The sequence below is a fragment of the Pseudomonas parafulva genome (assembly GCF_002021815.1).
In the GTDB taxonomy this organism is placed as follows: domain Bacteria; phylum Pseudomonadota; class Gammaproteobacteria; order Pseudomonadales; family Pseudomonadaceae; genus Aquipseudomonas; species Aquipseudomonas parafulva_B.
In genome coordinates, this window is record NZ_CP019952.1 from 1,849,969 (window position 1) to 1,862,314 (window position 12,346).

At 62.7% G+C, this 12,346-nt stretch carries 13 protein-coding genes; 5 read left to right on the forward strand and 8 right to left on the reverse strand.

Annotated features, from left to right (window positions below; translation table 11 throughout):
• Window positions 1–312: 312 nt before the first annotated feature.
• Genes B2J77_RS08200 through B2J77_RS08210 form a run of 3 tightly spaced genes read left to right on the forward strand, consistent with a single transcriptional unit; the run spans window position 313 to window position 4,028 of the window.
• Window positions 313–1,344, forward strand: a complete 1,032-nt coding sequence (locus tag B2J77_RS08200) for a TRAP transporter substrate-binding protein (protein ID WP_078478348.1) — start codon at window positions 313–315, stop codon at window positions 1,342–1,344.
• A complete protein-coding gene (locus B2J77_RS08205) occupies window positions 1,344–3,224 on the forward strand; it encodes a TRAP transporter large permease subunit (RefSeq protein ID WP_058603453.1) in 1,881 nt (626 codons plus the stop codon). Before B2J77_RS08200 ends, B2J77_RS08205 begins: the two co-directional genes overlap by 1 nt.
• 12 nt (window positions 3,225–3,236) lie before the next feature.
• Complete coding sequence (locus tag B2J77_RS08210; protein WP_058603452.1) at window positions 3,237–4,028, forward strand: SDR family NAD(P)-dependent oxidoreductase; 792 nt, start codon at window positions 3,237–3,239, stop codon at window positions 4,026–4,028.
• A 291-nt stretch (window positions 4,029–4,319) separates the two neighbouring features.
• Here B2J77_RS08210 and B2J77_RS08215 read toward each other — a convergent pair whose 3' ends face one another.
• Window positions 4,320–5,243: a LysR family transcriptional regulator gene (locus B2J77_RS08215; RefSeq protein WP_058637914.1), complete on the reverse strand. Its 924-nt coding sequence runs from the start codon at window positions 5,241–5,243 to the stop codon at window positions 4,320–4,322.
• 158 nt (window positions 5,244–5,401) lie between these two features.
• Here B2J77_RS08215 and B2J77_RS08220 point away from each other — a divergent pair, with 158 nt between their 5' ends.
• On the forward strand, window positions 5,402–6,433 hold the full coding sequence (locus tag B2J77_RS08220; protein ID WP_078478349.1) for a sigma-54-dependent Fis family transcriptional regulator: 1,032 nt from the start codon (window positions 5,402–5,404) through the stop codon (window positions 6,431–6,433).
• Window positions 6,434–6,520: 87 nt separating this feature from the next.
• Window positions 6,521–7,303 carry an SDR family NAD(P)-dependent oxidoreductase gene (locus B2J77_RS08225; RefSeq protein ID WP_078478350.1) on the forward strand — a complete coding sequence of 261 codons (783 nt, stop codon included), beginning with the start codon at window positions 6,521–6,523 and terminating at the stop codon, window positions 7,301–7,303.
• 27 nt (window positions 7,304–7,330) lie between these two features.
• Here the strand turns inward: B2J77_RS08225 and B2J77_RS08230 are convergent, their stop codons facing one another.
• From B2J77_RS08230 to B2J77_RS08260, 7 genes are all read right to left on the reverse strand, one after another.
• Window positions 7,331–8,293, reverse strand: coding sequence for a glutathione S-transferase family protein (locus B2J77_RS08230; protein ID WP_078478351.1), 963 nt, complete (start codon window positions 8,291–8,293; stop codon window positions 7,331–7,333).
• 94 nt (window positions 8,294–8,387) lie between these two features.
• The gene (locus tag B2J77_RS08235) at window positions 8,388–9,389 is read right to left on the reverse strand and encodes a glycosyl transferase family protein (RefSeq protein WP_078478352.1); all 1,002 of its coding nucleotides are present in this window, start codon (window positions 9,387–9,389) and stop codon (window positions 8,388–8,390) included.
• Window positions 9,386–9,721 (reverse strand): TusE/DsrC/DsvC family sulfur relay protein, encoded by a 336-nt coding sequence (locus B2J77_RS08240; protein ID WP_058637910.1) that lies wholly within the window; start codon window positions 9,719–9,721, stop codon window positions 9,386–9,388. The genes B2J77_RS08235 and B2J77_RS08240 overlap by 4 nt, the downstream gene beginning before the upstream one ends.
• On the reverse strand, window positions 9,718–10,014 hold the full coding sequence (tusB, locus tag B2J77_RS08245; RefSeq protein WP_078478353.1) for a sulfurtransferase complex subunit TusB: 297 nt from the start codon (window positions 10,012–10,014) through the stop codon (window positions 9,718–9,720). Before tusB ends, B2J77_RS08240 begins: the two co-directional genes overlap by 4 nt.
• Window positions 10,014–10,373 (reverse strand): sulfurtransferase complex subunit TusC, encoded by a 360-nt coding sequence (tusC, locus tag B2J77_RS08250; RefSeq protein WP_078478354.1) that lies wholly within the window; start codon window positions 10,371–10,373, stop codon window positions 10,014–10,016. The genes tusB and tusC overlap by 1 nt, the downstream gene beginning before the upstream one ends.
• Window positions 10,374–10,766 carry a sulfurtransferase complex subunit TusD gene (gene tusD, locus B2J77_RS08255; RefSeq protein ID WP_058637907.1) on the reverse strand — a complete coding sequence of 131 codons (393 nt, stop codon included), beginning with the start codon at window positions 10,764–10,766 and terminating at the stop codon, window positions 10,374–10,376.
• Between the two features lie 68 nt (window positions 10,767–10,834).
• The gene (locus B2J77_RS08260) at window positions 10,835–12,214 is read right to left on the reverse strand and encodes a nucleobase:cation symporter-2 family protein (RefSeq protein WP_078478355.1); all 1,380 of its coding nucleotides are present in this window, start codon (window positions 12,212–12,214) and stop codon (window positions 10,835–10,837) included.
• Window positions 12,215–12,346 lie beyond the last annotated feature (132 nt).

Genomic DNA, 12,346 nt, shown 5'->3' on the forward strand with positions numbered 1-12,346 from the left:
CGCATTCGTGGCACGTTCGACGGTGGTTGCGGGTAGCGAACACGTGCTACAGGTGTCGCATTGACGTGGCAGGCGACACTCAAGAGAGACACCTGTTACACCCTCAAGCAGGCCCGAAATGCCCATTGGCGCAGCACCACGCCCCAGGAGATTTTATTTAGCACTTCAAAATCAGTCAGTTAAGCGCGCTTTGTGGATGCCCACTACGCTATCCCGTGCACCCGCTTGAGTGTGGCACCTCAATTGCAATGTCATCTGCACCATCGCCGTATCCCACTCGATCAATAAGAACAAATAGGTCAGGAGAGCTTCATGAGCGATTTCACCCGCCGTTCCTTCATCAAGACGGCCTCCCTGGCATCGGCCGCCGTCGCCGCTGCCGGCCTGGGCCTGTATAGCACTGGCGCCCGGGCTGCCGACTTCAAACTCAAGTTTGCCAACAACCTGCCCATCAGCCACCCCATGAACGTGCGTGCTCGGGCCATGGCCAAGGCCATCAAGGAGGAGACCAACGGCGCGTTGGTGGTGCAGGTGTTTCCAAGCAGCCAGCTGGGCAGCGACACCGATACCCTTGCTCAGGTGCGCTCCGGTGCGGTCGATCTGTTTTCCCTCTCGCCCGTGATCCTGGGCACCCTGGTTCCATCGGTGCAGATCAGCGCTGTGGGCTTTGCGTTCAAGGACTACCAGCAAGTGTGGAGCGCCATGGACGGTGCCTTGGGCGAGCATGTGCGTGCGGAGATCGCCAAGACCGGCACCCTGTTCGCATTCGACCACATGTGGGACAACGGCTTTCGCGTCACCACCACCAGCACCCGGCCGGTCGCAAGCCCGGACGACCTGCGCGGCATGAAGCTGCGTGTTCCGCCTAGCCCGATCATCATGTCGATCTTCCGCGTCCTGGATGCTGCGCCGACCAGTATCAACTTCGCCGAGGTGTATTCGGCCTTGCAGACCCGCATCGTCGAAGGGCAGGAGAACCCCATGACCCTGGTGTCGACGGCCAAGCTGTATGAAGTGCAGAAGTACTGCTCGCTGACCAATCACGTGTGGGATGGCTTCTGGATGCTCGGCAACAGTGCCTCGATCGGGCGCCTGCCGGCGGATATGCAGGCGATCCTGCGCAAGCACATCGACGCGGCGGTGATGGGTCAACGCCAGGACCTGGCCAAGCTCGAGGGCAGTACCCGCGATACCTTGAAAGGGCAAGGCCTGGAACTGGTCGAGGCGCCTGCCGATCCGTTTCGCGACAAGCTGCGCAGTGCTAATTACTACGCCCAGTGGCACGACAAGTTCGGCGACCAGGCCTGGGGCATCCTTGAGCAATACGCCGGGAAGCTGGCGTGATGCGCGCGCCAGCGCTACCGGCCTCCACCGTTTCGCAGCGCCTGCCGGCCCGGGTGCTCATCTGCCTCAACCAGTGGGCCATGCGCCTAGTGGGCGTGATCGCGGTTGCCCTGATGGTGATCGAGACCTTCGTGCTGCTGGCCGGCGTGATTGCCCGCTACGTGCTGCATAGCCCGTTGGTCTGGTCCGACGAACTGGCCTCGTCACTGTTCATCTGGCTGGCCATGTTCGGCGCGGTGCTGGCGTTGGACCGTGGCGAGCACATGCGCATGTCGGCGCTGGTCAACAAGCTGCCGCAGGCTTGGCGCGGATTCAGCGAAACCTTGTCGGCGCTGATCGTCTGCCTGTTCGTGGCGATGATCATCTCGCCGGCCATGCAGCATTCCCATGAACAGATGTGGATCACCACACCGGCGCTGGGGATTCCCGACGGCGTGCGTGCTGCAGCGCTGCCGGTAGGGGCTGTGCTGATGCTGCTGGCGGCCGTCGCGCGTATGGCCCGTTATTCGACCGTGCGCCAGTTCATGGCCGGGCTGGCGGTGGTGGCCACGGTGGCCGCGGCCTTGTGGCTGGCGCAGCCCATACTGGCAGCGATGGGCAATTACAACCTGGTGGTGTTCTTCCTGGTGCTGCTGGGCGCCTGCGTGTTTGGCGGCATCCCTATCGCCTTTGCGTTCGGCACGGCGACCATGGCCTACCTGGCCCTGGCGACCCACGCGCCCCTGTCGATCGTGGTCGGCCGCATGGACGAGGGCATGTCCCACATGGTCCTGCTGGCCGTGCCGCTGTTCGTGTTGCTGGGTGTGGTGCTGCAATTGTCGGGCATGGCCCGCACGCTGATCGATTTCATGGCTTCGCTGCTGGGGCACGTGCGTGGCGGTCTGCAGTATGTGCTGTTGGGGGCGATGTTCCTGGTGTCGGGTATTTCAGGGTCGAAGGTTGCCGACATGGCCGCAGTGGCCCCGGCGTTGTTTCCTGAAATGAAGCGGCGCGGCTCAAAGCCTGAAGAGCTGGCAGCGCTGTTGTCGGCCACGGGGGCGATGACCGAGACCATACCGCCGAGCCTGGTGCTGATCACCATCGGTGCGGTGTGCAGCGTGTCGATCACGGCGCTTTTCATCGGCGGGTTGATGCCTGCGGTGGTGGCCACCCTGGCCATTGCGGTGGTGTGCTGGTGGCGCTCGCGCAAGGACGAGGCGCCGGCGATTGCGCGGGCACCTTTGTCCCGCGTGGCCAAGACGTTCCTGATTGCCCTGCCGGCCCTGGCGCTGCCGTTGCTGATCCGGGTGGCGGTGCTGGAAGGGGCGGCCACCGCTACCGAGGTCTCGACCATTGGTGTGGCCTACGTGGTGCTGGTGGGGCTGGTGATGCACCTGTTCATGCGCCATATCGAATGGCGCCGGTTGTACCCGATGTTGCTGGAAGCGGCGGCTTTGTCCGGGGCGATCCTGCTGATCATCGGCATGGCCTCGGCGATGGCCTGGGCGCTGACGCAGTCGGGCTTCTCGCAGTCGCTGGTGGAACTGATCGAGGAGATACCAGGCGGGGTGATGGGCTTCATGGTGGTCACCATCCTCACCTTCCTGATTCTGGGCAGTGTGTTGGAGGGTATCCCGGCCATCGTGCTGTTCGGCCCGCTGATGTTCCCCCTGGCCGAAATGCTCGGCATTCACCCGGTGCACTACGCCATGGTCGTGATCCTGGCCATGGGCATCGGGTTGTTCGCACCGCCCTTGGGTGTGGGTTTCTACGCTGCCTGCGCCATCAGCAAGACGTCGTCCGATCATGTCATTCGCCGCGTCTGGGGGTACCTCGGGGCATTGCTGGTGGCGTTGGTGATCGTTGCCTGTTTCCCATGGATTTCTATCGGTTTCCTTTAAGAGAGCGCTGACATGAGCCAACTTGCAAAAAAGACTTTGCCTGCAACTGCCGTGGGCCGCGTGGCGCTGGTCACAGGTGCGGCCATGGGGATCGGCGCGGCCATCGCCGAACGCCTGGGGCATGATGGCCACACGGTAGTGGTGGCCGACATCGACCTGCAGGCTGCCGAACTCAGGGTGGAGGGGTTGCGTGAGCAGGGCATCGATGCCTTGGCACTGGCGATCGACATTGGTGACGCAGCGTCGATCACGGCGTTGTTCGATGAGCTGCGTGCACGCTGTGGACGCTGTGATGTACTGGTCAACAATGCCGGTATCGCCCGCACCCAGTCGTTTCTGGACACGGACCTGGAAGGCTGGCAGCGGCTGATGAACGTCAACCTGACCGGCACACTGCTGTGCAGCCAGCAGGCTGCGCACGTGATGCGCGAGCACGGGTGGGGGCGCATCATCAACGTTGCCTCCATCAGCGGCATGCGGGCGAGCATGGGGCGCACTGCGTATGGCACGTCGAAGGCAGCGGTGATCGGCCTGACTCGGCAGATGGCGATCGAGCTGGCCGAACATGGCATCACGGTCAACGGCATTGCCCCGGGCCCGGTGGACACGCCTTTGACACAGGCACTGCATTCTGCGGCGACACGCGAATCCTATGCCCGTGCGGTGCCTTTGCGCCGTTACGGCACACCGGCGGAGATGGCGGGGGCGGTGGCGTTTCTTGCGTCCGATGATGCGTCTTACATCAGTGGGCATGTGATCCCGGTGGATGGGGGGTTCATGGCGTCCGGGATTCTGGAGATTTAAGCGGGGGCAGCGTGGGAGAGGTGGCGGGGTCGTAGCGGTAAACGGGTTTGGACCGGTGTGAACGCCGAAATTCTAGGGCTGCTGTGCAGCCCATCGCGGCGCGAGGCCGCTCCCACAGAGAGCAAAGTATCGAGGGTGAGCAATTGAGCTGCGCCCTAAAAGTGGACGGATGTCCAACATTTGGGGCGCAGCTCAAATACCTGTGGGAGCGGCCTCGCGCCGCGATGGGCCGCACAGCGGCCCCAGGATTTCAGCCCCACATGGCCGGTCGCCGGCCTCCAGACCAGATACTCACTGCTCTGAACCGCGTTGCGCCTCATCCTCTCGGGTCGCCTGTTCCCCGGCTTGCAAGGCCGTTTCGACGAAGGTGGCGATGCAGGGGTTGTGATTGTCGGCCTTCCACACGGCCACCACTTCGATCACCGGTGCTTCGCGCAGGGGCCTGAAGCTGGTACTGGCCAGGCGCATGTTGCGCATCGACCGGGGGACCATCGCCACCCCCAGGCCTTCGCCCACCAGGTTGACGATGGTCTGCTGCATGTTGATCTCAAGGCCGATGTTGGGGGTGACTCCATGCTGTAGGCAGTAGTTGCAGATCATGTCATGCAGGGCAGGGGCAATACGCCGTGGCACGATGATGAAGGTTTCACCGGCAAGCTCACGTGGCTCCACGACGGTTTGCTCGGCCAGGCGGTGGCCGGGCGGCAGTACCAGGGTCATTTCCTCGCGGTACAGCGTGACGGTTTCCAGGCCTGTGCAGTCCTGAGGCCGGTACATGATCGCTACATCCTTGTTGCCACTGGTAATGTCCTGGGCCAGGTCCAATGGCAGCGTCTCGGTCAACTTCAAGTTCACCTGGGGGAACAGCGCGGCATAACGGCGGGTGATCGCCGGTGTGATGCTGTAAGCGGTGGACATCATGAACCCCACGGAAAGTGCCCCCGCCGCACCGCGCGCGGCGGCCAGTGCATTGCGCTTGGCTTGCTCGAAGGCTGCGAACACCGTGCCGGTATCGAGGTAGAAGCGCTGGCCGGCCTCCGTCAGCTCGACCCTGCGCCGGGAGCGGTCGAACAGCTTGACCCCAAGCTCTTCCTCCAGAAGCGCAATTTGCCGCGACAGCGGTGGCTGTGAAATATGCAGGCGCTCGGCCGCTCGGCCGAAGTGAAGGGTTTCGGCCAGCGTGCGGAAGTACTGCAGATGCCTGAGCTCAATCATGATGCTCTCAAAGGTATCAGTCGATGCATGATTATGTATTGGAAAATATAACTGCGCCTCCCTAATGTGAACCGTGCAACGTCATTCGGCCGAGGCGGCGTCACAAGCCCGCCAGTCGACATAGTCAAAAGCTATAGAACAAGAAAAAGGTGACGCTAATGACCGCTTGTAACCCTGCCGTTCGTGCGCTCCAACCCGTCGTGGAGGCGTGCAACATCGCTCAAGACAGTGACCCTGTGGTGCGTCAGGCCTTTAACCGGGCCTTGCGGCTGATAGAGCGTGGCATTGCCGTACTGATCCGCGGGGAGACCGGTACCGGCAAGGAAATTCTCGCCCGCGCCCTGCACGCGCACAGTCAACGCCGCGGTGCACAACTGGTGGCGCTCAATTGCGCGTCCATTCCCGAAACCCTCATCGAAAGCGAGCTGTTCGGCTATAGCCGCGGGGCGTTCTCGGGTGCTTTACCGGGCGGCAAGAAAGGCAAGGTTCAGCAAGCCGATGGCGGCGTGCTATTTCTCGATGAAATCGGCGACATGCCTCTGGAACAACAGACGCGCCTGCTACGGGTGATTGCCGAACGTGAGGTAACGCCCCTGGGTGCCGAGCGCAGCATCCCAGTCAACTTTGCGCTGGTCTGCGCGACGCACCAGGACCTCTCGGCACGGGTTGCCGAGGGCAGTTTCCGCGAGGACCTGTTCTATCGCATCGCCACGGGCGTGGTGCAGTTACCGCCGCTGCGCGAGCGCCAGGACCGTGGCGAGCTGTTGTGCAACATGGTGACCCATGAATTGCCAGGCTGTGATCCACGCCAGGTACTGGCGCAGGTGTGGAGCTTGCTGATGGCCCACTCCTGGCCGGGGAATCTGCGCCAGATGCGGGCGGTCGTGCGTTACGCCTGCGCCGTGATGGAAGGCCCGCGCATGCTGCGCAGCGATCTGCCGCTGGACTTCATCGAGCAGTGCCAGACCCCGGCTGCGTTGCCTGCCAACATCACGCCCATCCGCCGGGCGGCGCCTTCAGGCGATGAGCGCAGTGAGGTGTTACAGGCCTTGCAGAGCTGCCGCTGGAACATGTCGGCGGCGGCCCGCGCTCTGGGGATCTGCCGGCCTTCGTTGTACCGGGTAATGCGCCGGCTGGACATTCCCCCGCTCAAGGAGCAGTTGGCGCTCGGCGCCTGCGGCACCGCGTGATGCCCTGACCCTCCAGCACCTTAGACGACCGCCTGCTGCCAATGAGCAGGCGCGCCTGGCTGCGGCCATTTTCGATGGATGACGACCATGAGCACTCCCGTTGTGCATGCTGCACTCAATTTCACCCTGACCGGCCGCACGGCCCTGGTAACGGGCGCCGCCCGTGGCATTGGTCATGCGATCGCCACGGCACTGGGCCAGGCCGGTGCCCGAGTAGGGGTGTGCGATTTGGATGCCGAGGCGGCCGAGGCGGCTGCGGCTCGGTTGCGAGAAGCCGGGATCGAGGCGGTTGGCGTGGGAGCGGATGTTGCCGATGAGGTTCAGGTTCAGGCCATGGTGAACCAGGTGGAAGCCTTGTTGGGAGGGGTCGACATCCTGGTCAACAACGCAGGCATCGTCTCGACTGGCCCTTTGCTGGAGGTCACCACCGCGGAATGGAACCGGGTGATGGCCATTGACCTGAACAGCGTGTTTTTCTGCGCCAAGGCCGTGCTGCCGGGCATGATAGCGCGCCAAAGCGGGCGCATCATCAATATCGCATCGGTGGCAGGTAAGCGTGGGGGTGGCTTGCTGGGTAATAGCTGCTACGCGGCGGCCAAAGGCGCGGTGATCGCCTTGACCAAAGGACTGGCGCGAGAAGCCGGCCCCTATGCCATCACCGTCAACGCGGTGTCGCCGGCACTGACCGACACCGAGATGACAAGCGCGCTGGCGCCTCAGGCCAGGGCAGAAGTGCTCGCACAGATGCCGCTTGGCCGCGCCGGCACGCCCCGCGACATCGCCGCCGCCGTATGCTTCCTGGCCTCGCGGGAGGCCGGGTTCGTGACCGGCGAGATCATGGACGTCGATGGCGGGTTCATGCGCGACTGATTCGGTCTGGGCAGGGCACAGGCTAGTTCAGCTCCCACCCCATATACCCTTGCCGGGCAAGCGTGCGCGATCATGGGGCAGCCTGAAGTCCAGCAGCGGCCCCTTTGGCACGATGCCATTGGGGTTGATGGTGGTATGGCTGAGGTAGTAGTGGTTCTGGATGTGCTGCATGTTCACCGTGTCGGCTACCCCTGGCCATTGATACAACTCGCGCAGCCAGTGGGTCAGGTTGGGGTAGTCGCTCAGACGGCGCAGGTTGCACTTGAAATGGCCGTGGTAAACGGCATCGAAGCGCACCGCCGTGGTGAACAGGCGTACGTCGGCCTCGGTGAGGTACTCGCCTGCCAGGTAGCGGTGTCGGCTAAGCACATCTTCGAGGTGATCCCATTCGCTGAACACCTCGTCGAAGGCCGCTTCGTAGGCCTGCTGTGTCGTCGCAAAGCCTGCGCGGTAAACGCCGTTGTTGATGGCCGGGTAGATGCGTTCGTTCAAGGCGTCGATGTCCGCTCGCAACGGTTGCGGGTAGAAGTCGAGCAGGTTGCCGGTCAGCGAATTGAAGTCATGGTTGAAGATCCGCACGATCTGCGCCGACTCGTTGTTGACGATGCGGTTCTCTTGTTTGTCCCACAGCACCGGTACGGTCACGCGCCCGGTGTAATGAGGGTCGTCCTGGGTGTAGCGCTGGTGCAGGTACTGGAGCCCGTCGAGGTGATCGCCCGAAGAGCCGTTCTGGCGGTCGAAGGTCCAGCCGTCACCTTGCATCAACCAGCTGACCACCGACACGTCGATCAGCGGCTCGAGGCCTTTGAGCGCGCGCATGATCAGAGTGCGATGAGCCCAGGGGCAGGCCAGCGAAACGTACAGGTGGTAACGCCCCGGCTCAGCGGAAGGCAATGGGTTGCGCCGCTGTGAGTCCTCACGCTTGAACGCGCCATCCTTGCCATTTTCGTACCACTGGTCATGCCAGCGACCGTCGACCAACAGGCCCATGATGAGCTCCTTAACAAAAGCGATTTGTCTTTGGAGCCCAGTCTAGAGAAAGACGTTCGAAGCAATAGCGCAAAGAGTGGGGCGGTATGATCGGTTAAATCGATCGATTGCGATCAGCCCACCACGCTTGCGCACGGGCAAACGCCTGCTCGCGGTCTTGCCCCAACCCACGAAGCGCCAGCGCCATGGTGGCTAGCACTGCTTTTTGGGCATAGCTGTCTTCAACCTCACCACGCCAAAAGGCCAGCATGTGCTCAGGCTCAAGCGCTGCCGGCTTGACGTGGCGCCGCTCGCTCAGGGCAGGCCATTCTTCGTCCCAGGCTTTGCCGTCAGTGGTGCCGTAGAGATGGCTGAGCACATCCGGGTTCACCTCGATTTCGCCGCCATCACCCTTGATCACGATCGCATGATCGCCCAACAAGCGACTGGCCTCGCGGTGTACGGCCTGGTAACCCGGGTGGAAGATGCTCTGCAGGCCACAGCGTGCGCCGAGCGGGTTCAGCACCCGTGCGAGGGAGTGGATCGGCGAGCGCAGGCCCAGAATGTTCCGCAGGTCGATCATGCGCTGAAGTTCAGGCGCCCAGTCCTGCAGTGGGAAAAAGGCCAGGTGGTGCTGGTCCAGGGCCTCACTGACGGCCTGCCAACCGCGGCACAGAGGTATGTGCAGCAGCGCGAGCAGTTGCTCGCTGTACAGGCGGCCTGCGGTGTGCGCACCGCCACCGTGCATCAGGATACGCACCCCATTGCCGGCCAGGCACTTGGCGGCCAACAGGTACCAGGGCAGATGGCGCTTCTTGCCGGCATAGCTCGGCCAGTCGATGTCCACGGCCATGGCAGGCGCTTGCAAGTGCGCGCGCAGCGCTTCGGTGAAGCCGGCGAGCTCTTCTGCGCTTTCTTCCTTGTGCCGTAGCAGCATGAGAAAGGCGCCCAGCTGCGCGTCTTCGACTTTACCCTCAAGCAGCAAAGTCATGGCGGCGCGGGCTTCTTCGCGTGTCAGGCCGCGCGCGCCACGCTTGCCTTTGCCGAGGATGCGCACGTACTCGGCGAAGGGGTGTTCAGCGGGGGTTTCCAGGGTAAGCGGGCGTAGGCTGGTCATATGCAATTGGTCGGCTTGGGCAGGCCCGCCAGTTTGGCGGCAAGTTTGGCGGGAGTGCCATTGAACAGGCGATTGAGATGGGCGCTATTGCCCTTTTCCGGGCCCAGGTTGAGCGCTGCGTATTTGATCAGCGGACGCGTGGCGGGCGAGAGCTGATACTCCAGATAGAACGCGCGCAGCAATGACAGGATTTCCCAGTGGTCAGGCGTCAGGTCAATGCCTTCGCGGGTAGCCAAGCCTTGCGCGGTGGCCGGTGACCAATCCTCAAGGTTGACCAGAAAGCCGTCCTTGTCCAGGGCAATGGCCTTGCCTTCGATATCGAGTGTGTTCATAACCAGCTGTTGACCTTGTCATGGTGCAGGGACAGCGCAACGAAGCCTGGGTAGTCGACCGTCGTTGCCAGCGAGGACGCAATGGCCCTGGCGTGAATGTCTTCTTCCAGTGCATAAAGGCGACCGATTAACTGGGCCTGCTCCAGCAAACGCAACGGCTCGCTGCCTGGGAGCAGGGCGTAGACCGCATCGCCACACAGCAGCACGGCGTCTTCGCTGCCGAGCAAGCGCAGGCAGCTGTGAAGGCGTTCGTCACCAAACGGGGAGTGGGCTATCACATGCAAGGTTGTCATCAGAGCGTCACCACTTCGTCGAACTGTGCGATCAAAGCCGCAAGCTGCGCATCGTCAAGTACCTCTACCGGCAGGCCAAGGCTTGCGTGCGTCATGCCGCGCCGAGCCAGGCTATGGCCACAGACGTACAACGCGTCTACGCCGAACATGGGCAGTGCCTGCAGGTTGGCAGCCAGGTTTTTTTGCTCGAGGGCGGCGGGGTGCTGGTCGCAGGCCAGCTGGAACACGCCATCGTCCAGGAACAGCACGCCCAGCGGCAGATCGAAGGCGCCGCCGGCCAGGACGATATCCAGCGCTTCGCGGGCAGACAGCCCGCTCCAGGGCGCCCTGCGACTGATGATCAACATGGACTTGGCCATTCAGTCGCCTCCAAAGCAGATCAGCCGGTCGGCCGTTTGCGCCGCTTCATGCAACTGACCAAGCCCGGACAGTTCCCAGGGTTGCTGCAGATTCACGGCAGGGCGTTGATAGCGGCTGGCTTCGCGTTCGTCCAGTACGCCACGACGCAGGGCGGCGGCGATGCACACCACTGCATCGAGCTGATTGGCCTGAACGAACGTGCGCCATTGCTGCGCAATGTCCTGTTCGTCCTGAGGGGCTACCACGTTGGACGATGCACTGTGCACCCCGTCCTGGTAGAAGAACAAGCGGGTGATGCCGTGCCCCGCAGCCAGCGCTGCCTCGGCGAAGCGCAGCGCCCGGCGGGAAGCGGGTGCCTGTGCGGGGGAAAACACCGCGATAGCAAATTTCATGGCGAACTCGTGCTATTGAATCGCGCCATGATAAACAAAAAGGCCTGACTGCTGCAGGCCCGTGGTATTCAGGCCTTTGCCTGGCCCTCGGGCAGGAACCAGTTGAGTACCAAGGCACAGATGCCTCCGGTAGCAACTCCTGACTCCATCACGTTGCGAATCGCCGCTGGCATATGGGCAAGGAATTCGGGTACCTGCGCCACGCCCAGGCCCAAGGCCAGCGATACGGCGATGATCAACAAGGCGCGGCGATCGAGCCGGGTGCTGGCCAGGATATTGATACCCGAGGCTGCCACTGCGCCGAACATGACCATGGCCGCGCCGCCCAGCACAGGCTCTGGAACCGCCTGAATCACCCCGGCAACGCTTGGGAACAAGCCCAGCAGTATCAGCATCCCCGCGATCCATACGCCGATGTGACGGCTGGCGATACCGGTCAGCTGAATGACGCCGTTATTCTGGGCGAAGATCGAGCTTGGGAACGTATTGAACACGCCAGCCAGCAGTGAGTTGGCGCCGTTGACCAGCACGCCACCCTTGATGCGCTGCATCCATACCGGGCCTTCCACGGGCTGGCGCGAGACCTTGCTGGTGGCGGTTACATCACCGATGGCCTCCAGAGAGGTCACCAGGTAGATCACCAGCATCGGGATGAACAGTGCCCAGGAAAAACCGAGGCCAAAGTGCAAGGGTGTCGGCACTTGGAACAGCGCCGCCTCGTGCATGCCGGTGAAGTCCAGGCGGCCCAGATAGCCGGCCAGGGCATAGCCCGCCGCCAGCGCGATGACGATGGCGCAACTGCGCAGCCAGACCACCGGTATGCGGTTGAGGATGACGATGATCGCCAGTACCACGCCTGACAGCAGCAGGTTCTCGCCGTTGGCAAAGGTCCCGTTGGCCATGGCGCCAAAACCACCGCCCATGCTGATCAGGCCGACCTTGATCAGGGTCAGGCCAATCATCAGCACCACGATGCCGGTCACCAGCGGGGTGATCAGCCGTTTGACGAAGGGCAGGATGCGAGACACGCCCATCTCGACGAAAGAGCCTGCGATGACCACGCCGAAAATGGCGGCCATGACGCCTTCCACAGGCGTGCCTTGCTTAACCATCAAGGCCCCGCCAGCAATCAGCGGGCCGACGAAGTTGAAGCTGGTGCCTTGCACGATCAGCAAGCCGGCACCGAAAGGGCCGAAGCGTTTGCACTGGATGAAGGTGGCGATGCCGGAGATGACCAGAGACATGGACACGATCAGGTTGGTATCCCGGGCAGAGACGCCCAACGCCTGGCAGATCAGCAGGCCAGGGGTGACGATCGGCACAATGATCGCCAGCAGGTGTTGCAGCGCTGCCAGCAAGCCGATGAGCAGCCGTGGCTTGTCTTCCAGACCCAGTACCAGTTCGTTGTCAGGCGCTGTTGCACCTGGGCTGTGTTCCTGTGAGCTCATTGCGCAGCGCTGCCCGTCTATAAAAAAGGAGCGCATTCTACGGGCAGAATAGGGAATGCGGTAGGGGAATACCGGTTAGCCGCCTGTTCGACGATCATCGCCTTTGTTACCTGACTTTTAGGTCAATAAGTA

Bases quoted from the DNA above. Each gene is read 5' to 3' on its own strand.
- B2J77_RS08200 (WP_078478348.1), top strand. From the start codon at position 313: ATGAGCGATTTCACCCGCCGTTCCTTCATCAAGACGGCCTCCCTGGCA.
- B2J77_RS08205 (WP_058603453.1), top strand. From the start codon at position 1,344: ATGCGCGCGCCAGCGCTACCGGCCTCCACCGTTTCGCAGCGCCTGCCG.
- B2J77_RS08210 (WP_058603452.1), top strand. From the start codon at position 3,237: ATGAGCCAACTTGCAAAAAAGACTTTGCCTGCAACTGCCGTGGGCCGC.
- B2J77_RS08215 (WP_058637914.1), bottom strand. From the start codon at position 5,243: ATGATTGAGCTCAGGCATCTGCAGTACTTCCGCACGCTGGCCGAAACC.
- B2J77_RS08220 (WP_078478349.1), top strand. From the start codon at position 5,402: ATGACCGCTTGTAACCCTGCCGTTCGTGCGCTCCAACCCGTCGTGGAG.
- B2J77_RS08225 (WP_078478350.1), top strand. From the start codon at position 6,521: ATGAGCACTCCCGTTGTGCATGCTGCACTCAATTTCACCCTGACCGGC.
- B2J77_RS08230 (WP_078478351.1), bottom strand. From the start codon at position 8,293: ATGGGCCTGTTGGTCGACGGTCGCTGGCATGACCAGTGGTACGAAAAT.
- B2J77_RS08235 (WP_078478352.1), bottom strand. From the start codon at position 9,389: ATGACCAGCCTACGCCCGCTTACCCTGGAAACCCCCGCTGAACACCCC.
- B2J77_RS08240 (WP_058637910.1), bottom strand. From the start codon at position 9,721: ATGAACACACTCGATATCGAAGGCAAGGCCATTGCCCTGGACAAGGAC.
- tusB (WP_078478353.1), bottom strand. From the start codon at position 10,014: ATGACAACCTTGCATGTGATAGCCCACTCCCCGTTTGGTGACGAACGC.
- tusC (WP_078478354.1), bottom strand. From the start codon at position 10,373: ATGGCCAAGTCCATGTTGATCATCAGTCGCAGGGCGCCCTGGAGCGGG.
- tusD (WP_058637907.1), bottom strand. From the start codon at position 10,766: ATGAAATTTGCTATCGCGGTGTTTTCCCCCGCACAGGCACCCGCTTCC.
- B2J77_RS08260 (WP_078478355.1), bottom strand. From the start codon at position 12,214: ATGAGCTCACAGGAACACAGCCCAGGTGCAACAGCGCCTGACAACGAA.